We start from the raw sequence: 19539 nt of genomic DNA on the forward strand, positions 1-19539 counted from the left end.
CGCATCACCTGGGATGAAACGCGCTCACGGAGCAGGATGAAGCACGGGGTGTATCGGACGGTAGCAAGGAACAGGGGCGATAGTATGTTCTCGTGCGCCCCTGTGATGGAAAGGTGGGATACAGCGGGTGCGGCGGCGTGCGATCAGTTTCCACCGAGCAGTTCACGCGCGATGACGTAGCGCTGAATCTCGCTCGTGCCTTCATAAATCGTGGTGATGCGGGCGTCGCGGTAAAGCTGTTCCGCGCGACACTCCCGCACAAACCCGGTTCCGCCGTGAACTTGCACCGCACGGTAAGCGATTCGATTGGCGGCCTCGCTGGCGTAAAGCTTGGCCATCGAAGCTTCCTGGGTGAAGGGGCGGCCGTCATCCTTACAACTCGCGGCGTGCTCGACCAGCAGGCGGGCGGCCAGAATCTCCGTACGGCTGTCCGCGATCATCCACTGGATGGCTTGGAAATCCGCGATCGGTCGTCCGAACTGGCGGCGCTCGAGGGCATAGGCGGCCATCATGTCGAGGCAGGCCTCGCCGATGCCGGCGGCCTGGGCGCCGATACCAATACGGCCACCGTCGAGGGCCGCAAGTGCGATGCGCATCCCGTCGCCATGTTCTCCGAGCAGGTGCGAGCGCGGCACGAAAGCGCCGTCGAGATGCATCTCGGCGGTCTCGGAGCCACGGATTCCGAGCTTGCCTTTGATGGGGCGGCGCTGGACGCCGTCCTCGTGCGCGTCCAACAGAAACATGGAAAGGTCGCGGTGTGTCCCGGTCTGCGCGCCGCGGGCTAATACGACAAACCAGCGACCGCTCATGCCGTTCGTCACCCAGAATTTGGAACCGTGCAACCGCCAGCCGTCTGCAACGGGTTCGGCGCGAGTTTTCGCACTCGCCGGATCCGAGCCGGCGTCGGCCTCGCTGATGGCGAAGGCCGCGAGGTTGCCCGGTGTGGCGAGGCGGGCCTGAACCTCGTCCCGCAATTGCTCCGAGGCGAACATGCGCAAGGCCTCACACACCATGCTGTGTACAGCGAGGGTGACGGCTACCGAGGGCGAGGCATAGGCAATCTCACGGACGATGTGAGCGTAGGGCAACATCGGAATTTCGAGACCGCCGCATGTCTCGGGGATGCGTAGACCAAACAGTCCCATCTGGTAGAACTCGTCCAGACATTCGCAGCAGGAGCTTTCCTCAGCGTCCCACCGCCGGTCGCGCTCGATAAGTTCGGCGCGCGCGAAATCGCGCACGGCTTGGATCAGGATGCGGTGGTCATCGGTGAGGATATGGGGTACCGTCGTCATGGCCGAAAGCCCTGCTGAGAAAGGTGGCCGGGGTTCAAGGCACCCCCGTTCGCACAGCAGCAGCGTCACAGACGTCACGGCCTCGGGAGTGCATCACCTGCCGGAAGCATAGTAGCATGGCATATGGCAAGTGTCGTGCCCGCTGGGTGTAAATGCGCGACTGAACCGTTCCAATGTGCGAAATCGCGCGTCGTGCGGGCCCCCATGTCACAATCGCCCACCGAAGTGAGGAGCGCAGAATATGGTCCTAACCCACACCTTGGCTCTCCATACCGGTGGAAATACGGAGGTGCGTGACATCACGGCCGAGGTGACCGCGGCTGTCCGGGAAAGCGGGGCGCGCGCAGGCCTCGTGTGTGTTTTCGTGATCGGCTCGACGGCCGGCATCACGACAACCGAGGCCGAACCGGGGCTTCTGAACCATGACCTCCGGGCGTTTTTCGAACGCCTCGCCCCCGCCGACGGCCGCTACGTGCACGAGGCCACCTGGCACGACGACAACGGCCACTCCCATGTGCGGGCGGCCGCCGTTGGTCCATCCATCACCGTACCACTCGTGGAAGGGCGCCTCACGCTCGGCACCTGGCAGCAGATCGTGCTGATCGACTTCGACACGCGCCCCCGTGACCGCCACGTCGTGGTGCAGATCGTCGGCGAGACCTGATGGGCCACATGGCGCCGTGCCAGCCACGGGTCGTAAGCGTGGTTTGACGCATGCCGTCCCCAGCGTTAGCTTGCCGCCGCCATGCGGCCGAAGCTTGCAATCCCACCACAAACCGCCGCCCACATCAGCAGATGCTTCATCCCGGCTGCGCTTCTGCTTCTGCTGGCAATCCCGGCCGTTTACGGCCAGATCGGCGCTGTGGACGACGAGCCGATCGCGGTGCTCGAAACTCAGCCGTTGCGCATGGAACTCCCGGCGGCCGCACCCGGCGCACACTACGGCCTGCTGGTTTTCGCGCCGCCGCTCGTCGCGATTGTATTTGCATTGGTGGGGCGGCAGGTGATTCCGGCCCTGTTCATGGGGCTGTTCGTGGCTGCCTGGATGCTGGCCGCAGCGCCCACCTACGCCGGCGGTGGCAGCACACTGCTGGCGGCGGTGCGGCTTGCGACGGAGGAGTTCCTGATCGGGGCGCTAACCGATCCGGACCGTGCGAAGATCATCGTTTTCACACTCACGATCGGCGGGCTGGTCGGCATCATTGCAGCGAACGGCGGCACGACGGCACTGGTGGCGCGTGTCGTGCGTCATGCGCGGCGCCGACGGGATGGTCAGGTGCTGGGCTGGTTCTCCGGGCTGATCATCTTCTTCGACGACTACGCCAACTCGATGATCATCGGACCGACACTGCGCCCCTTGTGCGACCGGCTCGGAATCAGCCGCGAGAAACTGGCTTACCTGGTGGATTCCACCGCAGCGCCGGTCGCCTCGATCGCGCTGGTGGGCACGTGGATCGGGGTCGAAGTCGGCTACATTTACGACGGCCTGGCAGCCGTCACGGTACGCCCGCCATTTCTGGCCGATGCCACTCTCGATCGGGGCCTGGCATACAGCATCTTCATCGACAGCATTCCGTATCGCTTCTACCCCTTGTTGGCGCTTGCCTTCGTGTTCCTGGTCGGATGGCTGGGGCGCGACTTCGGGCCGATGCTGGCCGCCGAGCAGCGGGCCAGCTATGCAGCGCGTGGTGCTGCCGATGGGACCCTGCCAGGGGTTGATGACGCCGCGACCATTCCCGTCCTGCACGTGCGCAGCCGAGCCCCCGAACCGACTGTGGGTGTGCCGCCCGTGCGTATGTGGCTGGCGATTCTGCCGATTCTTCTGCTGATTGCGCTGACGCTCGGGCTGCTGTTCGCCACGGGCTGGGCGGCACTCGACGAGGGCGAGAGGGCGCTGACCGGCGTGGCCTGGGTGCGCGCGATCGTCACGAACGGCGATTCGGTCAACGCGATCCTGTACGGAGCGCTGGCTGCCGCGTTGTTGGCGGTGCTGCTTTCGCTGGTGACGGGGGCACTGGCCCTGAGCACGACGATCGATGCGGCGACAGCGAGTATGGCCCGCATGCTGCCGACGATTTGTGTACTCGTGCTGGCATGGTCGCTGTCCGCCGCAGTACAGCAACTCGAACTGGGCCAGGTGGCGCGGGAAGTGCTGCAAGCGGCTTCTTTCGACGTGCGGGCTTTGCCGGCGGTGGTCTTCATTACGGCCGCGCTGGTTTCGTTCGCCACGGGCACGTCCTGGGGGACACTTGGGATCCTGTGCCCGACGGCGATCACGACCGCGGCGGGGTTATTGAATGATGTATCCTCGGCGGAGGCCCTGCCGTTGTTCCACGCGACTGTCGGTGCGGTGCTGGCCGGCGCGGTTTTCGGGGATCATTGCTCGCCGATTAGCGACACCACCGTACTGTCGTCGCTCGCGAGTGAATGCCGGCTCGAGGCACATGTCTGGACCCAGATGCCGTATGCGCTCGTGGTGGCGGGGGTAGCGCTGGTTTGTGGCGAAGGACTGCGGTGGGCCGGCCTCGCGTCCCCGTGGATCGGCCTGCTGGCGGGCTTGGTCGTGCTCGTGGTGTGGCTGCGCGTGTTTGGCCGGCCGGTCGCGGGCGGCAACTGAGGCCAAGGGGGTACGGATCAGGTGGCGTCGGGTAAGACAGCCGCAGATTGCCAGTCGCCTCGCGGGTGACGCGGGAACAGGCAGAGTGCGATTCCGAGGAGGGTGAGTGCCGCCGCAACCACGACCCAGGAATCCGGCAGAAGCCCTTCGGCATCGATGGGGATCTTGAATGCTTCGACCAGCTCCTTGCCCTGAGGATGCGAGGGCAGCAAGCTGATCGCGTTGTGGAGCAGATGCGCCAGCACAGCCGGCCAGACCGAGTGATAGCGGAGGACCAGCAGCGCAAACAGGAGACCCAGCGCGGCCGTCACGACAAGCCGGTGGGCGCTGTGGTGATTCATCGCGAAAGCGACGGTCACGATCAAGACGGCCGCCACCTTGCCAACGCCGCTGCGCAGTCCATTGAGCGCGTAACCCCGGAAGAAAAGCTCTTCCGTGATGGCGGGAACAACAGCCATGAACAGCAGCAGCAATGGCAGCGGCAGCGCCATGAGCGCGGTCAAGAAGACCTCGGCCTCGCGTATGACCTCGGGCGGCAGCGTGAGCCATTGCTGCTGCCAGTTCTGCCAGGCCCGGGCCAGGATCCAGGTGGAGAAGCCGAAGCAGAGGGCCGCGACCCACGCTGCGAGGGGGGCGCCGCCGAGCGAGAACGTCGTGCTCAGCCGCACGCGCGTGTAGAGCGCGAATCCCACCGGCAGCAGGACCAGCAGCACGACCAGCAGGGCGGCAAAGCACCAGAAGAAGGCGGCCGTTCCGGCGATGCCGGGGATCTTAGCGAACTGCTGCTGCACGAGAAAATTCAGCGTGAAAGTCACCGCGAGCAGCAGCATGGCCTGCGCCGCGGTCGGTTGTGCCAGCGGTTTGAAGAAGCGCCGTTGGAAGATCGTCTTGATGGAACCGCTGTCTGCAAACAGCACCGCTTCCTGGCCGAAGAGCTTGGCCGCGATGGTGACGGCGGCCCCGGCGTAGAGCAGGGTCGAGGCGAGGACCCACGCCATGGCCACCACGTCGATACGGTCCATGAAGAGGTCGCGGGTCAGGATGACGACATTGGCAACCGGCATGATCAGGAGCGGACCGCTCAGCTCGGTGCCTGGCAGGATGCCGACCACCGCCGGAATCAGGGCGGCGATCATCACCGGCATGACGTAGTTTTGTGCTTCCTTGAAGCTGCGGGCGAAACTGCACACTGCGAGCAAGGCGGCGCTGAACATCACCGCGAGCGGAATCAGAACGAGCAAAACCAACGGAAGGACATGCAGGGGGATGGAGATGTTGCCACCACGGCTGAGGACTTCGCCGAGGCCGCCGAGGTAGACCGTGCCGCCGATCGAGAGCAGATTCAGCACGGCGCTCAACAAGGCAATCAGTGTTACGACGACGAACTTGCCCGCAATCAGATCGAGGGTCGGAACCGGAGCCACCATCAATGTTTCGAGCGTTCCGCGTTCGCGCTCGCCGGCGGTCAGGTCGATCGCGGGGTAGATGGCACCCGTGATCGTCATGATGATCAGAATCAGCGGTACGATCTGCCCAAGAATGGAGCCGCCGACCTTCTCGGCGGTAGCAACGGATTCCTGCCGCAACTCGAGCGGCTTGATGAAGGAAGGTGCGAGCCGGGCGGCCTCGAGCCGCGCCTGCAGCAGGGCCTGCCCGTAACGGGCCAACACGCCCTGCAACCCGGTGGCCGCGATCTGGCTGCGGATATCGCTGTCGTCGAACAGCAGGGTCATTTCCGTGGTGCGCAGCACCTGTCGCGGGGACGGCACAGGGTCGGCGAGCAGGCCGACATGCAGGTCACCATTGCGCAACAGCGCCTTGAGCCGCTCTGGTTCCGGGATGACCACAACTTCGTATGGCGGCGGCTGTCGTGCGACATCGGCCCGGGCGGCCTCTTCGGCGCTGCGCTCACGCTCGGCTGCGGCGGCAGCTTCAGGAGCCAATTCGCCGCTCCGCTCCGCTTCGAGGATCTCCTCGGCCGTGCGCCCGGTTGCGCCCGGGTGCCGAGCCGTATCCGTGTCGAGCAACGTGCGGAGCCACAAGCGCAGTTCCTCGCTGGGCACGGCGATTATGTAGGTCTGCTGCTTCAGGCGTGAGAATTGGAACTCGAACGCCTGGAGCGAGCCGAGCATTATGGCCGGGTAGAGCACCATCGGCACAAGGATCATCGCGATCAGCGTGCGCCGATCACGCAGCGTATCAATCAGCTCCTTGCGCCAGATCGTATTGATGCGCGTCAGGCGGTTCATGCGGCGCCCTCCCGGCGCCCAGGGCGTAGCGGTCCCGCGAGTACGGTGTCCTCGGCACCGACGAGGTGCAGGAAAACTTCGCTGAGGCGCTGCCGGCCGGTTTGCGCGCGCAGGTCGTCGAGCTCGCCTTCCGCCACCAGTCGCCCGGTATGAATCAGGCCCAACCGGCGGCACATTTTGTCGATCTCATCGAGGGCATGGGTGGAGAGCAGGATGGCCTTGCCCGCATCCGCCTGGGTCTGGATGAACTCGAGGATGAGCCGGTTGCTCAGCACATCGAGTCCCAGGGTCGGCTCATCCATGACGAGAATCGGTGGGTCCGCGATCAGCGCACGAGCGATGTTGGTACGTTGCTTCTGGCCCGTGGAGAGCGCACCGCAACGCAGCTTCAGGAAATCGCGCATGTCGAGCCAGTCGACGAGTTGCGCGATGCGCGCTTGTGCGACCGCACGCGGCAGGTTGTACAGCGTGGCAAAGTACTCAAGCATCTCATACGGCGTCAGGCGAGCATACAAGCCGGTATTGGCGGTCAGGTAACCGATGCGGCTCTTGACACGCTCGGGGAACGAGGTGACTTCCTCGTCCGCAATCCAGATCCGGCCCGCGGACGGCCGCAGCAGTCCACTGATCATCCGCAACGTAGTGGTTTTGCCGGCCCCGTTCGGGCCGAGCAGGCCGTAGATCTCGCCGGCGCGGACTTCGAACGAAATGCCGTTCACGGCAACCTTCTCGGTACCGTCGGGATTGGGGAAGATTTTGGTGAGGTCTTCGACCCGGATCATTGCAGTTCCCGTCGGCGTCGCACGCTTGAATACGGCGCGCCGGCGTCGCGCCCGACAGCCCCTTCCGGGGGGCAGTGCGGGGCATAGCGTAACGGATCGGCGCGGTCGCGGCGATGGTGTTTGTTTCGGCTCCAGCAGACGCGGTGGGCCGCCATGCTGCCGCGCACCTCGGCGATTCTATCGGTTGTGCTGGACCGTCACGCCAAGATCCCAGCAGTGCTCCCACGGATCAAGGCCCCGTGGAAGGGCTACTCCTCGTAGACACGCGTGGTAAAGCGTTGTACCTGCACGTCCGGCCGGCGCCAGGCGTCGGCCGCCAGACCGGCCTTTTCGGTGCAGCAGCGTGAAAGCAGTTCTTCCGCATCCCAGCCGAGTTCGGTGGCCACCTGGGGCAGGAAGAGGCCGCGCTGCGGGCCGCTGCAGATCAGCACTCCGTGCAGTCCGGGTGTAATTTCCGCCAGCGTGTGGACGGGTTCCGGGGGATTGAGGACGGAGACCGTGATCCTCAGGTCGGCGAGTTCATGCGGTTGCAGGGGTGGAAAGCGCGGATCGTGTGTGGCGGCCGTTACGGTGGCGCGCTGGATGGCTGTGGCGAGGGGGAGGTTGGGATCGAGCACACCCATGCAACCCCGCAAACGCGACCCTTTGTGCAGTGTCACGAACACGCCGTGATGGGGGTCGTGCGGTAAGGGCGCTGGAATATCCTCGGCGCGTTGCCCGTGTGCGATCCGGGTCAGGATGGCCCTGGCATAGGCCGCCCAGTCAGATGGAGGAACTGTGGCTGGAGTGTCGGGAACCGGCGGCATCATTAGACGGTCCCGCGAAAACAAGAGCTGCCGCCAGCGTAACGCGGCGGGCAACCGCTGCACCCTGATCCCGAACCTCATCTTCTTTGCAGGGAGGGGTTGGAGGAAGGGCGTAATCGGGCGGGAGTGACGCCCTTCTCCCAACCTCTCCCCCAAAGGGGAGAGGGTCTGGGGCAGCTTATTAGTAGTTTTCCTGCTTCTTCTTGACGATCCAGAGCACGACCACGATCACCAGCAGACCGATGATCAAGCCCCAGTTCCACAGCGGCAGGCCCATGAATTGCGCGAGCGTGTTCATAGACGTTGTTCCTTGGATGTGGGTCCTCAGCCGAATCAATCGGCTTCGGGACCTAAGTAAATCGACCGAAGTGGTGACTGTCAACGGGGGCGGCGTCCGGCACCGGCTGGGTGGCCCCGTGGCGTCGGCGGACCGGTCGTGTGCCTGACCCGCCGGCATCCCCAAGCATGGCACCGGGTAGGTGCCCCGCCGTACAGATGGGTGTAGATCGAATACCAAGTGTGGGAATGTGGGCTCGGGGGCTTGCAATCGGTCCTCAAGGTCCCTATATCCATGGCCGATAATATGCGGGGGGCAGGCGATCTGACCGGTGCCGTGAGCGCTGGTTGCGGTCTGGCCGATAGGAAGTTGGGTAGCGGTGCGGCTCGCACGGACTCCGTGTGTGCGGAGTTGCCGGGCCGGCTGAAAAACTGGAGGCATGTACATGGCGGGACGACGACGGAACGTCGCCTTGAGTCTCCTGTTCCTGATGGCCTGCAGTACGGGGCCGGTACTGGCACAAGAGGATGTGAACGCAGACGCGAACGAACTCGACCGTCTGCGTGCGCTGCTGGATGCCCAACAGGCGCGCCTGGCGACATTGGAGCAGCAACTCACTGCGCAGCAGCACCCGGATGTGGAGCGGATGCGCATCGACGAGATGCGCAAGCAGATTCGGGAGATTTTGAGTGAAACGGAGTTTCGCGAAAGTCTGATGCCGAGCACGGTGCAGGCGGGTTATGACAAGGGTTTCTACATTCGCAGCACCGACGACAAGTTTCTGCTGAAGATCTCGGGCATGATGCAGTTCCGTTATACGTATTACGGAACCCACCGCGACAACCGTTATCTTGCCCCGGGACTCAACCGCAGCCGCAGCCGGTCGGGCTTCGACATGCAGCGCACGCGATTGCGGCTTGCCGGCCACGTTTACTCGAAGGATCTGACCTACCTGCTCGAATTCGACATGAATCCGTCGACGAGCTACGACACACGACTGTTTTATGCGTACGTGAATTATCGCATCGCCGATGAGTTCCAGATCCGGGCCGGGCAGTTCCGCATGGCGAGCACCCGGGCAGACTACGCCTCGACCGCGACGATGCAGTTCGTTGATTACCCGATGATGAACGCCGTGTTCGGCCTGGGGAACGGGCTCGGCGTGCAGCTCTGGGGGCGCCTGCTCGAAGGCCGGGGCGAGTACTACCTGCAAGTGGTCAATGCCCTCAGCAACGCCGGCCGCGCCACGATCACGACCGACGAAACACGTGCCACCGCCGGTCACGACAACAATCCGGCGATTGTCTTTCGCACCGTCTGGCAACTGCTGCAGGGTTCCTGCATGCATCCCGACGATGCGGATCACTTCACGGCGCCGTGCGACCTCGGCTACCACACTTCGCCCGCGTTGAACATGGGCTTCCATTACGCTTTTGCTGAAGATTACGACACCGGACATCTCCGCATCCCCTTCCCGCAGCGCTCGTTTTTCCGCCGCGGCGGCTTCGGCCTGACGAACTCGAAGGGTTTGCAGATTCACCAGTTCGGAACGGATGTCGGCTTCAAGTATCGCGGATTTTCGCTTGTGGGTGAGTATGTGATGCGGTTGCTTGATGTGCGCGCCGGTGACAGCGCGCCCTTCGCGCCTCTTTATCAGCTCACGGGCGACGGTTCAACCAACGCCCAGCACGGCGGCTATCTCCAGGCGGGCTACCTCCTGCCACTGGAGGGCGCCCTGGCCCGCAAGATCGAGATTGTCGGGCGCGTCGGTGGGCTAGCGGCCGTGTCCGGTGGCAGTGAAGGCACCTGGGACTACGGTGCCGGCATCAACTACTACATCAAGGGCCACAAGGTGAAGCTCCAGGCGGACGTAACGAAGATTTACGAGGCGCCCACCACCGCCAGCTCCTACAGTCTCGCCAACGTCAATGACGATGCCCTGATCTGGCGAATTCAACTTCAAGTCGCATTCTGAGTCGGTGGTCATACCCGAATCCATGCTCGCGGCCGCGGGCCGCGCTTAAGCGGAGTCAAGGATCATGCAAACCAATCTGCGACGGCGTTTCACGCTGGGTCTGCTGACAAGTTCGGCGGCTGGTCTGCTCCTCTCGGGGCCGTTCGGCTGCACACTGTATGCGAACAACAGTGATTTTCAGGCGCTCTTCTCGGCCACCGGTGCGGCCGTCATCCGGGCGGTAGCGGGGAACGTCGACCTGGGCACGGACTTCAACGCGGCCGTGCGTGACCCGTTGACGGGCTTCGCAACCAGTGTCTGGAACAACTGGCTCGACAGCCGCATCGTGGACGATTTCCCAAACAACACGATCCTGCTGCGGTAAGTAGGAGAATTCGCGCCGCCCGTCCGTGCACACTTGGTGCGCGGACGGGCGGTGGCGCGCGCTGCACCCGGCGACTTCCCGGTCCTCCAACGCGACACATCTTGCAGGGCGGGCATATCTTGTATAATCCAAGTGACCGCGCCCCTATCCGTTGAGGCGTAGGGTTGGGCGGATGTGATGCCCCGAGACCGGGCCCGCGTTTCGCGCGCTGTCGGCGTCTGTTTGGAGGTGGTGATGCTCGGAATCATTGGCGGTACGGGCTTGGCGGAGGCGCTGTTCGGCGACGCCGACGGTGCCGTACACGATGTCGCGACGCCATTTGGCAAGCCGTCCGCTCCGGTGCGCATTGTCGAGTGGCATGGAATCCGGGTGGCGCTGCTGGCACGGCACGGTGATGGGCACAGCTTCAATCCTTCGCAGGTGCCATATCGCGCGAATATTTACGCGCTCAAGTCGCTGGGAGTGACGCACATTCTCGCCAGCGGGGCCGTCGGTTCGCTGAACCCGGAATACAAGCCGCGGGATCTTGTGCTTGTGGACCAGGTCATTGATCGGACGTTCCGCCGCATTCCCACTTTCTTCGATGACGGGTTGGCCGTGCATGTCGACTTCGCGGAGCCCTTCTGTGCTGAACTGCGATCCCTCCTGCAGGGTGCGGCCGGAGCAGTGTCGGCCACCGTTCACCCGACCGGAACGTACGTGTGCATGGAAGGGCCGGCTTTCAGCACGGTGGCGGAATCACGCCTGCACCAAGGGTGGGATGCCGACCTGATCGGCATGACTTGCATGCCGGAGGCGAAGCTGGCCCGCGAGGCGGAGATCGCCTACGCACTGGTGGCACTCGTCACGGACTTCGACTGTTGGCGCCCGCACGAGTCCGGGCAGTCCAGGCAGGCCTTGTTGGCGGAAATCATTGGGCACTTGCAGGCCGCGACGGCCAATGCGCTCGCGCTCTTGCGCGCGGCCGCAGAGAGCTACGCCCGGGCGCCCCTGGCACCGGGACCGATCCACACCGGACTTGACTTGGCGGTTTGGACAAAACACACGCACATCACGCGTGAAGTACGGTCGCGATACGGCATCCTGCTGGAACGGTTCTCGCAGGTGGCTGGGCGGTAGGTCGCTCCGCGGAGTCGGGCAAAGGGTTGGAGGTGTGGGTGTTGACGGCAGTGCCGCAGGAAACCGAGTGGATCATTCACCCGCCACACCCCGAACGTGATGCGTTTGCGCGGGCGGCGGGCATCCGCCCGCTGTTGGCACAACTGCTGCTCCAACGGGGCGTAACGCGCGCGGATGCGGTCGGATCATTTCTCGCACCGGAGTTCAAGGGCCTGCTGCCGCCTGCCGAACTACCTGGCGCCGTTGCCGCGGGGGCGCGGCTCGCGGCAGCGGCCCGCGCAGGTCGCCGGATCGTGATCTACGGCGACTACGACGTGGACGGCGTCACCGCCACGGCGATTCTCTGGCACACGCTACGTGCGGCGGGTGCGCAGGTCGCCTTTTACATTCCCAGTCGGCTGGAAGAGGGCTACGGGGTGAACGGGGAGGCCCTCGACCGATTGAAGGAGGAAGGCGCCGAGGTCGTGGTCACGGTGGACTGCGGTATCACGGCGGTGGAGGAGGCGGCACGGGCGCGGGCGCTGGGGTTGGAACTCATCATCACGGATCACCACCAGCCGCGCGCGGAGCATCCCGATGCGGCCGTGCTGGTGCATCCGACCGCCCTCGGCCGCTCGCGCAACCCCGACCTGTCGGGTGCCGGCGTGGCGTTGAAGGTCGCGTGGGCCTTGGCGCAGGACTTCTGTGGTGCGGAACGCGTCGCTGAACCATTCCGTACCTGCCTGCTGGATGCGACCGCGTTCGCGGCCCTGGGGCTGATTGCGGACGTCGTTCCTTTGACTGGCGAGAACCGGATTATCACGAGCTTCGGACTGCGGCGCCTGGCTGCCACCACCAATCCGGGGCTACGTGCGCTCATCGCCGTCGCGAAACTGACGGAGCGTGAATCTTTCGACGACTACGATGTCGGCTTCCGTCTGGCGCCGCGGCTGAATGCCATTGGGCGCATGGGCCACGCACGGCTCGCAGTGGAGTTGTTTACCCGCGCCGACGAGCGCCGCGCGCAGGAGATTGCGACGACACTCGATGGAGAGAATCGCAATCGACAGACGGTGGAGAAACAGATCGTCCGCGAAGCGGAGCGGATGGTCTCAGACCTGGGCTTCGACCGGGAGAGCTGTCGCGGCATCGTCCTCGCCAGCCCAACCTGGCACGCGGGGGTGATCGGCATCGTGGCGTCCCGACTCGTGGAGCGTTTCCGCCGGCCGACGGTTCTTATCGCGCTTGATGACGGGATGGGGCAGGGTCCGGCCGCAGCGTGAAGCACTTCCCGCTGCATGAGGTGCTCGCGGCCTGCGACGAACACCTTGAGAGTCACGGTGGCCATGCGATGGCCGCGGGCGTGCGCCTGCGGGCCGAGAAGGTTGCGGAATTCACCCTGGCTTTCCAGCGCGAGGCGAACCAGCGGCTGACGGCGGCCGATCTGAGGCCAAGACTGCGGCTGGATGATGAGGTGGCACTTGCGGATCTCGATGCGGCACTGGTGCGGATGATTCAACAGATGGCGCCGTTTGGTACGGACAACCCCCGGCCGCGGTTGGCCACCCAGGTTGTGGAACTCGTAGACCACCCGCGCATCGTGGGCAAGAGCGGGGCGCACCTCCAGTTCACAGTGCGTCAGAACGGGACGTTTCGCAAGGCCATTGCATTCGGGCGTGGGACGGAGGCCGAGACGCTCGGCGAGCACCGCGCGGTGCGCGTCGCTTTCGAACCGCTGATGAACGAATGGAACGGGCAGGAGCGCGTGGAACTGAAGGTTATCGACTGGAAGCCCGCCGAAGCGCGGTGAGCTCCACGCGTGTCCGGCGGCTCGCCCCTTCCTCAGGGTAGGGTGATTCCGCGTTCGCGGGCCTGGCGTTCGACTTCCTCAAGCTCTGCCGCCGATGCGGCATCCAGCTCGCGCGCCAGTCGTTGAACTTCGGCGACCTGGGCATCGGACACGCGGGCGCGCAGGTCGGGCCAGTGCGCGGCAATCACATCGCATAACTCATCGTCCTGGACGGCGTCGCCGAACGCGCGGCTGGTCAGCAGCGTTCCGAGATCGCGTAGCTTGACTGCACGCCGCAGGCGATCGTCGGCGCGGAAGGCCTCGATGTGCCGAGCGACGACCGGATGCGCGAGTAGTTCGTCGAAAACCCCGGCTTCCACCGCATCCCAGAACGCGGCGCGATCGGCCGTCGCCTCGCTGATGATGGCGAACGTCCGAATGCGTGGGACTGCGGCGAGCGGGTTGCGGTCCGCGACCCAGCGGCCGAACGGGTCGGAGTGGAGCATCAAGTGCCCCAAGGTATGTGCGTAGTAGGCCGCTGAAGCGATGCCCGGCGCGACATGTCGGAAACGCTCCGCAGTCAGTCGCAGCGTGCTGCTGAACAACGCGAACGTCCAGAGCAGGACACAAACCAGCAATACCGCCTCACCAACGCGTCCCAGCAGTCCACCGGCGCGATTGAACACGTACAGGTAGCGGTTTTTCTGCCAGGGGGCGGTGAGTCGCCGGCCCAACCAGCCCCCGAGAGCGGTGGGCGCGCCAAGGACGATCACAGTTGCAAGACCGAGCCCGACCAGTCCGCCGAACGGCAGGGCGAGCACTTGGCTCAGCGGTGTGCCCACGATCGGCAGGAGCGCGACACCGATCAGCAAGCCCGCCAGCCGGGCGGTCATGCCAATCAGTCCGCCCCGGGTAGGTATCCAGACGAAGATCAGCGCTACCAGTGAAGTAAACTTGACGGCCGGCCCTCCAAACGCGAGGGCGAGCAACAGCAACCCCACGAGCACAACGCGGAAAGTTCCAAGAAAGAAGCCCGTCCCGGCGTGTAAGGTGCCGGACTCGACGGACTCGTCCGCGTTCGGTGGTGCGGTTAGCGCTGGAGCAACGGGCATCGGGAGTGCTCCCGGTCATACGTTGGGCGCAGGCCGCACTACGGCGCGGGCGCGCACCTCTCCAATAGGATCGGTGACGGTGACAAATGACTTGATCCCCGCTGGATAGGGGGGTGGGGTGGACAGGTGACAGGGACGAGCTACGGCGGAGGTCAGACTTCCTGGATTTCCTTCGACTTCTCGTCCACGACGGCGTCGATCTTCTTGCAATACTCGTCGGTGAGCTTCTGGACCTGCTCTTGGCCGCGATCGGCATCATCCTCGGGCAGCGTCTTGGCCTTCTTTTCGGTTTCGAGGGCCTTGTTGGCATCGCGGCGGATATTGCGTACGGAGATCTTCTGCTGCTCGCCCAATTCTTTGACCCGTGCGATGAGCTTCTGGCGCCGGTCCCCGGAGAGTGCCGGCACGGGCAGGCGAATCATCTTGCCGTCGTTCTGAGGATTGATCCCAAGCTCGCTTTTCTCGATCGAGCGTTGGATGTCCTTGAGAGTGCCGGGGTCGAAGGGCTTCACAACGATGACGTTTCCTTCGGTGACGGCAATGCTCGCCAGTTCTTTGAGCGTCATGGTGGAGCCATAAGACTCGACCTCGACGCGCAAACTATCGACGAGGCCCGGGGTAGCGCGGCCGGTGCGCACGCCGCGCAGTTCTTGCCGGAGGAAGTCGAGCGCCTTGTCCATTTTGTCTTCGGTGTCGAACAGCACATCATCCAGCGGCATGCGAGTTCTCCTCGTCGAAGCCCGTATCTGCGTGGCAGAGAATAGCCCGCGCGCGAGCGGGACTCAAGCGGTGGCGGCGATTCGAGTTGAACGGAACGCGGCTTGCCGGAAGAGCAGGCAAGCCGGGCGTGTCTCGCGGCGCGGCCCGGCGGATCTTCAGGTGCCCCCGCGGAGGAGTGATGATGTCCAAGCAATTGCGGCGTGGAGACAATCGGAGCGGCTGGCGTTGGGGGCGTCCGCTCCTGGTAACGGTGAGTCTGGTCCTGTCCCTGGGGCTAACCGGCTGTGGGAGTGAGTTGTCCAAGGAGTTTCGAGCAGCCGCTATCGGTGGAATTGAGACGGGCGTCAATGCGATTGTCGGTGGCCTGCTCGACGGCTTGTTCACGATCGCCGATCCGGCGGGGCCGGAGGGTGTGCAATAGCTGGACCCGACCGCGTCGGGCCGGGTTGTTGCTCGGCGGGTTTCAGCTTCTTGGCAACGACCCATGGGCAGGGGATCGCTATACTCGCGTGTGTGGGCTGGCTCATCCCGATCTGGCTCGCCGCGCGGCCGCCCGGGCCGCAGCCCGATGAAGAAAGGCGGAGCGATGCTCGTACGGTTGGCCCACAGCCCCGATCCCGATGATGCGTTCATGTTCTACGGCCTGTCGCGCGGCGGTATCGATCCGGGTCCCTACCAGTTCGAGCACATCCTCGCGGATATCCAGACGCTCAACGAGAAAGCTCATCGCGGCGAGTATGATGTAACGGCCTTGAGCATACATGCGTTCCCGCACGTGGCCGACCGCTACATCCTGACTGCCTGCGGCAGCAGCATGGGCGACAACTACGGGCCCATGGTGGTGACGCCGGCACCGGCACGTATCGCGGACCTGGTCGGAAAGACGATCGCCGTGCCGGGTCTCATGACGACGGCCTATTTGACACTTCAGCTCCTGCTCGGTCCCGGCCGCATTACGCCCAAGGTGATCATGTTCGACGAGATCCCTGCGGAAGTGGCGGCCGGACGCGTGGATGCGGGTTTGTTGATTCACGAGGGCCAGCTAACGTATCGCCAGGCGGGCCTGCATCTGGTCGTGGATCTTGGGGTCTGGTGGATGGAGCAGACGGGGTTGCCGCTGCCGCTCGGTGGCAACGCGATTCGCCGCGACCTGGGCCCGGAACACTGTCGGCGCATTGCCGACATCATTCGCGCGAGCATCCAGTATGGCCTCGAGCACCGCAGTGCAGCGGTGAAGTATGCCCTGCAGTTCGGGCGCGGACTGGATGAGGCGCTCGCAGATCGTTTCGTGGGGATGTACGTGAACGAGTGGACGCTGGACTACGGCGAGCGTGGCCGGGAGGCGGTGCGTCGCCTGCTGCGCGCCGGAGCGGATGCGGGCCTGGTCCCCGATCCGGGCGAGATCGAGTTTCTCTAGACCGGCGGTGGCACCGTGCTGCTCGTGGGGGCGTGGCGGAAGTCGGTACTCCGCTGCCCACCTCCGTACGGCTATTCCTCGCGGAGTACGGCACCCGTTGTCGCTGAAGTCACGCGACCCGCATAGCGTGCCAGCCAGCCGCGGAGTTGCCGGTCCGGTGGACGGTACGCGGTGATGCGCTGCTCGATCTCCGCCGCGTCGAGTGCGACCTCCAGCCGGCAGTTCGGAATGTCGATCGTGATTCGGTCACCGTCGCGCAGGGCTGCAATAGGGCCACCGGCCGCCGCTTCCGGAGAGATGTGCCCGATGCAGGCGCCGGCCGTGCCACCCGAGAAGCGACCATCGGTAATCAGCGCGCAGCGGTCGTCGAGTCCCATGCCCTTGATGTAGCTGGTCGGCGCGAGCATCTCCTGCATGCCGGGCCCGCCGCGCGGCCCTTCGTTCCGAATGACGACGACGTCACCCGGCTGGACCTGCCCGCCGAGGATGCCGTCGCAGGCGGCCTCCTGCGATTCAAAGATCCGTGCCGGGCCCGTGTGCTTGAGCATTTTCGGCTGCACGCCGGCCGTCTTCACCACGGCACCCTCGGGGGCGAGATTCCCGTACAGGATGGAGAGGCCGCCGGTCGGGGCGTACGCATGCTCGACCGGCCGCACACAGTCGAACGGGTCGAACGCCTGTTCCTGAAGTGTGGCCAGGACCACCGGCCCCCGGTGTGACGCGGCGCCAGTGGTTTCGGCACCGCGCAGGGCCGCAAACGTGGCGGCCTGTTCAACACCGGCCGTGGCACGTTGCAGTCCGGTGGTTTGTACGGATCGGCCGTGCCGGCGCAGGTCGTGAGCGGCGATGTTCTCGTGCAGTGTTCGCCCAGTGACCGTCGGGCAGCCGGTTGCAAGCAGGCCCGGCACCCCGCGTTCGAGCTCGCCGAGCAGTGTCATGATGCCGCCCGCCGCCTGGAGGTCTTCGATATGATAGATTCGGCCTTCTTTGCCGGGTGAAGGGGCGATCTTGCAGATATTGGGCGTTTTCCGGGAGAGCTCGTTGATCCGGGCCAGGTCGTAGGGCACACCGGCCTCACGGGCAATCGCAGGGATGTGCAGGACGGTGTTGGTCGAACCGCCGATGGCCATGTCGAGGACCATCGCGTTGTCGAAGGCGGCCCGAGTCAGAACATCGCGCGCCCGCAGGTTGGCATGCACGAGCGCGACGATGCGCTCGGCTGCGGCACGGTAGAGCGCCTGGCGGTCGGCACTGGTTGCCAGGATCGTGCCATTGCCCGGCAGCGCGATCCCCAGGGCTTCGCACAGGCAGTTCATGCTGTTCGCCGTGAACAGGCCGCTGCACGAGCCGCAGGTCGGGCAGGCGGCGTCTTCGATGGCCTTGAGACCGGCGGCGTCGAGCTTGCCGGTCTGGAAGCTGGCAACGCCGGAAAAGGCGTCGATGAGATCGACCTTTCGACCATCGGGGAGTCGGCCGGCTTCCATCGGTCCGCCGGAGACGAAGATCGTGGGGATGTTGACCCGCGCGGCACCCATCAGCATTCCGGGCACGATCTTGTCGCAATTGGGGATGCAGAGCAGGCCATCGAAGCAGTGGGCTTCGACCATCGTCTCGATGCTGTCGGCGATCAACTCCCGCGAGGGTAGCGAGAACTTCATTCCGCCGTGGCCCATCGCGATGCCATCATCGACGCCGATGGTGTGGAAGACGAAGGGTACGCCTCCGGCAGCCCGGACGCACTGCTTGATGTACTGCCCGACCTCGGCGAGATGGGCGTGGCCGGGGATGATGTCCACATGGCTGCACGCGATCGCGATGAACGGCTTGTCGAGATCACCGTCCAGGAAGTTGCCGGTCGCCTTGAGCAGACTGCGGTGGGGCGTCCGTTCCATGCCCCGCTTGATCACATCCGAGCGCATGCCGATACCTCTGAAGTCACATTCCTTGTACCGGTGTCTCTGGTGCCGAGTGCCGCAACCACCATTTCCCCCAGCACAGTGGTAGAGAGACTCGGTTCCCCGGGTTGCGCGAGGTCCGCGGTACGGGCGCCGGATGCCAACACCGCCGCAACCGCCGCTTCGATCAATTCAGCCGCCGCGGTGCAATGCAGTGACCAGCGGTATAGCAGGGCGGCGCTGAGGATGGTGCCCAGTGGGTTCGCGCAGTCACGGCCGGCGATGTCCGGCGCGGAGCCGTGAATCGGTTCGTATAAACCCGGCCCGCTGTCGCCCAGCGACGCCGAAGGCAGGAGGCCCATCGAGCCCGCCAGCACAGAGGCCTCATCCGTCAGGATGTCGCCGAACATGTTCTCGGTGACGATAACATCGAAACGGGTCGGCTGCTGGATCAGGTACATCGCGGTTGCGTCCACCAGCAGATGTTCAAGCTGTAGATCGGGAAACTCGTGGTGGACGACGCGTTCGACCGTGGCCCGCCAGAGCCGTGAAGACTCGAGCACGTTGGCCTTGTCGACAGAAGTGAGCCGGCCGCGGCGCTGCCGTGCGAGCCGGGCCGCCACCCGGGTGATCCGTTCGATCTCCCCGGTTGAGTAAATCATCGTGTCGTACGCCTCGGTGCCAGTCGGATGGGGCCGTCGGCCGCGCGTGCCGAAATACAGGCCACCGGTGAGTTCGCGGACGACGAGCAGATCCACACCGCGTACACGCTCCGGGCGTAGCGGTGTGGTGTGCAGCAGGTCCGGATGCACGGTCACCGGCCGCAGGTTGGCAAACAGGCCGAGTTCCTTCCGCAATCCGAGCAGGCCCTGCTCCGGTCGGACGGTCGCGTTAGGGTTGTCCCAGCGCGGGCCGCCAACGGCGCCGAGGAGCACCGCGTCCGCGGCGCGGCAGGCGGAGAGTGTTGCCGGTGGCAGGGCGGTGCCGGTGGCATCGATGGCCGCGCCGCCGATCAGCTCTTCGCGCAGTTCGAGGCGCAGTCCGCACTGCTCGGCCGCGGCGTTCAGTACCTTGCGAGCTGCCGCCACAACTTCCGGGCCGATGCCGTCGCCGGGGAGCAGGACGATGTGGTGTGTTTTCATC

Annotated in this window: 18 protein-coding genes; 9 read left to right on the forward strand and 9 right to left on the reverse strand. The window is 64.9% G+C overall.

Annotated elements, in window-relative coordinates; all coding sequences use genetic code 11:
• Nucleotides 1–143: 143 nt before the first annotated feature.
• Complete coding sequence (locus IPM18_10100; GenBank protein ID MBK9119935.1) at nt 144–1295, reverse strand: acyl-CoA dehydrogenase family protein; 1152 nt, start codon at nt 1293–1295, stop codon at nt 144–146.
• 241 nt (nt 1296–1536) lie between these two features.
• Here IPM18_10100 and IPM18_10105 point away from each other — a divergent pair, with 241 nt between their 5' ends.
• Entirely contained in the window at nt 1537–1959 is a 423-nt protein-coding gene (locus tag IPM18_10105) for a YjbQ family protein (GenBank protein MBK9119936.1), read from the forward strand.
• A gap of 81 nt (nt 1960–2040) precedes the next feature.
• A complete protein-coding gene (locus IPM18_10110) occupies nt 2041–3912 on the forward strand; it encodes a Na+/H+ antiporter NhaC family protein (protein MBK9119937.1) in 1872 nt (623 codons plus the stop codon).
• A 17-nt stretch (nt 3913–3929) separates the two neighbouring features.
• On the opposite strand, the gene IPM18_10115 is transcribed toward IPM18_10110, so the two are convergent.
• The 4 genes from IPM18_10115 to IPM18_10130 all read right to left on the reverse strand — a co-directional run bounded on the left by IPM18_10115 (nt 3930) and on the right by IPM18_10130 (nt 8047).
• Nucleotides 3930–6161: a CPBP family intramembrane metalloprotease gene (locus tag IPM18_10115; GenBank protein ID MBK9119938.1), complete on the reverse strand. Its 2232-nt coding sequence runs from the start codon at nt 6159–6161 to the stop codon at nt 3930–3932.
• Nucleotides 6158–6943 (reverse strand): ABC transporter ATP-binding protein, encoded by a 786-nt coding sequence (locus IPM18_10120; GenBank protein ID MBK9119939.1) that lies wholly within the window; start codon nt 6941–6943, stop codon nt 6158–6160. The genes IPM18_10115 and IPM18_10120 overlap by 4 nt, the downstream gene beginning before the upstream one ends.
• 248 nt (nt 6944–7191) lie before the next feature.
• Nucleotides 7192–7752, reverse strand: coding sequence for an AmmeMemoRadiSam system protein A (gene amrA, locus IPM18_10125; protein MBK9119940.1), 561 nt, complete (start codon nt 7750–7752; stop codon nt 7192–7194).
• A 178-nt stretch (nt 7753–7930) separates the two neighbouring features.
• Nucleotides 7931–8047, reverse strand: a complete 117-nt coding sequence (locus tag IPM18_10130) for an LPXTG cell wall anchor domain-containing protein (protein ID MBK9119941.1) — start codon at nt 8045–8047, stop codon at nt 7931–7933.
• A gap of 424 nt (nt 8048–8471) precedes the next feature.
• Here IPM18_10130 and IPM18_10135 point away from each other — a divergent pair, with 424 nt between their 5' ends.
• The 5 genes from IPM18_10135 (at nt 8472) to IPM18_10155 (ending at nt 13273) form a co-directional block, all read left to right on the forward strand.
• Nucleotides 8472–10001, forward strand: a complete 1530-nt coding sequence (locus IPM18_10135; GenBank protein ID MBK9119942.1) for a hypothetical protein — start codon at nt 8472–8474, stop codon at nt 9999–10001.
• A 64-nt stretch (nt 10002–10065) separates the two neighbouring features.
• On the forward strand, nt 10066–10365 hold the full coding sequence (locus IPM18_10140; GenBank protein ID MBK9119943.1) for a hypothetical protein: 300 nt from the start codon (nt 10066–10068) through the stop codon (nt 10363–10365).
• A gap of 222 nt (nt 10366–10587) precedes the next feature.
• Nucleotides 10588–11484 carry an S-methyl-5'-thioadenosine phosphorylase gene (mtnP, locus tag IPM18_10145; protein MBK9119944.1) on the forward strand — a complete coding sequence of 299 codons (897 nt, stop codon included), beginning with the start codon at nt 10588–10590 and terminating at the stop codon, nt 11482–11484.
• 38 nt (nt 11485–11522) lie between these two features.
• Nucleotides 11523–12746, forward strand: a complete 1224-nt coding sequence (locus IPM18_10150; protein ID MBK9119945.1) for a DHH family phosphoesterase — start codon at nt 11523–11525, stop codon at nt 12744–12746.
• Nucleotides 12743–13273 (forward strand): hypothetical protein, encoded by a 531-nt coding sequence (locus IPM18_10155; protein MBK9119946.1) that lies wholly within the window; start codon nt 12743–12745, stop codon nt 13271–13273. The genes IPM18_10150 and IPM18_10155 overlap by 4 nt, the downstream gene beginning before the upstream one ends.
• 32 nt (nt 13274–13305) lie before the next feature.
• On the opposite strand, the gene IPM18_10160 is transcribed toward IPM18_10155, so the two are convergent.
• Nucleotides 13306–14364: a hypothetical protein gene (locus tag IPM18_10160; protein ID MBK9119947.1), complete on the reverse strand. Its 1059-nt coding sequence runs from the start codon at nt 14362–14364 to the stop codon at nt 13306–13308.
• 152 nt (nt 14365–14516) lie between these two features.
• Nucleotides 14517–15083 (reverse strand): ribosome recycling factor, encoded by a 567-nt coding sequence (frr, locus tag IPM18_10165; protein MBK9119948.1) that lies wholly within the window; start codon nt 15081–15083, stop codon nt 14517–14519.
• Nucleotides 15084–15262: 179 nt separating this feature from the next.
• Between frr and IPM18_10170 the strand changes: the two genes are divergently transcribed.
• Together IPM18_10170 and IPM18_10175 are read left to right on the forward strand one after the other, a co-directional pair.
• A complete protein-coding gene (locus IPM18_10170) occupies nt 15263–15505 on the forward strand; it encodes a hypothetical protein (GenBank protein ID MBK9119949.1) in 243 nt (80 codons plus the stop codon).
• A 147-nt stretch (nt 15506–15652) separates the two neighbouring features.
• Nucleotides 15653–16501 (forward strand): ABC transporter substrate-binding protein, encoded by an 849-nt coding sequence (locus tag IPM18_10175; GenBank protein MBK9119950.1) that lies wholly within the window; start codon nt 15653–15655, stop codon nt 16499–16501.
• Nucleotides 16502–16572: 71 nt separating this feature from the next.
• Here IPM18_10175 and ilvD read toward each other — a convergent pair whose 3' ends face one another.
• Together ilvD and leuB are read right to left on the reverse strand one after the other, a co-directional pair.
• On the reverse strand, nt 16573–18420 hold the full coding sequence (ilvD, locus tag IPM18_10180; GenBank protein MBK9119951.1) for a dihydroxy-acid dehydratase: 1848 nt from the start codon (nt 18418–18420) through the stop codon (nt 16573–16575).
• A complete protein-coding gene (gene leuB, locus IPM18_10185) occupies nt 18405–19538 on the reverse strand; it encodes a 3-isopropylmalate dehydrogenase (protein ID MBK9119952.1) in 1134 nt (377 codons plus the stop codon). The genes ilvD and leuB overlap by 16 nt, the downstream gene beginning before the upstream one ends.
• Nucleotide 19539 lies beyond the last annotated feature (1 nt).

Source organism: Phycisphaerales bacterium, assembly GCA_016716475.1.
GTDB lineage: Bacteria > Planctomycetota > Phycisphaerae > UBA1845 > Fen-1342 > JADJWG01.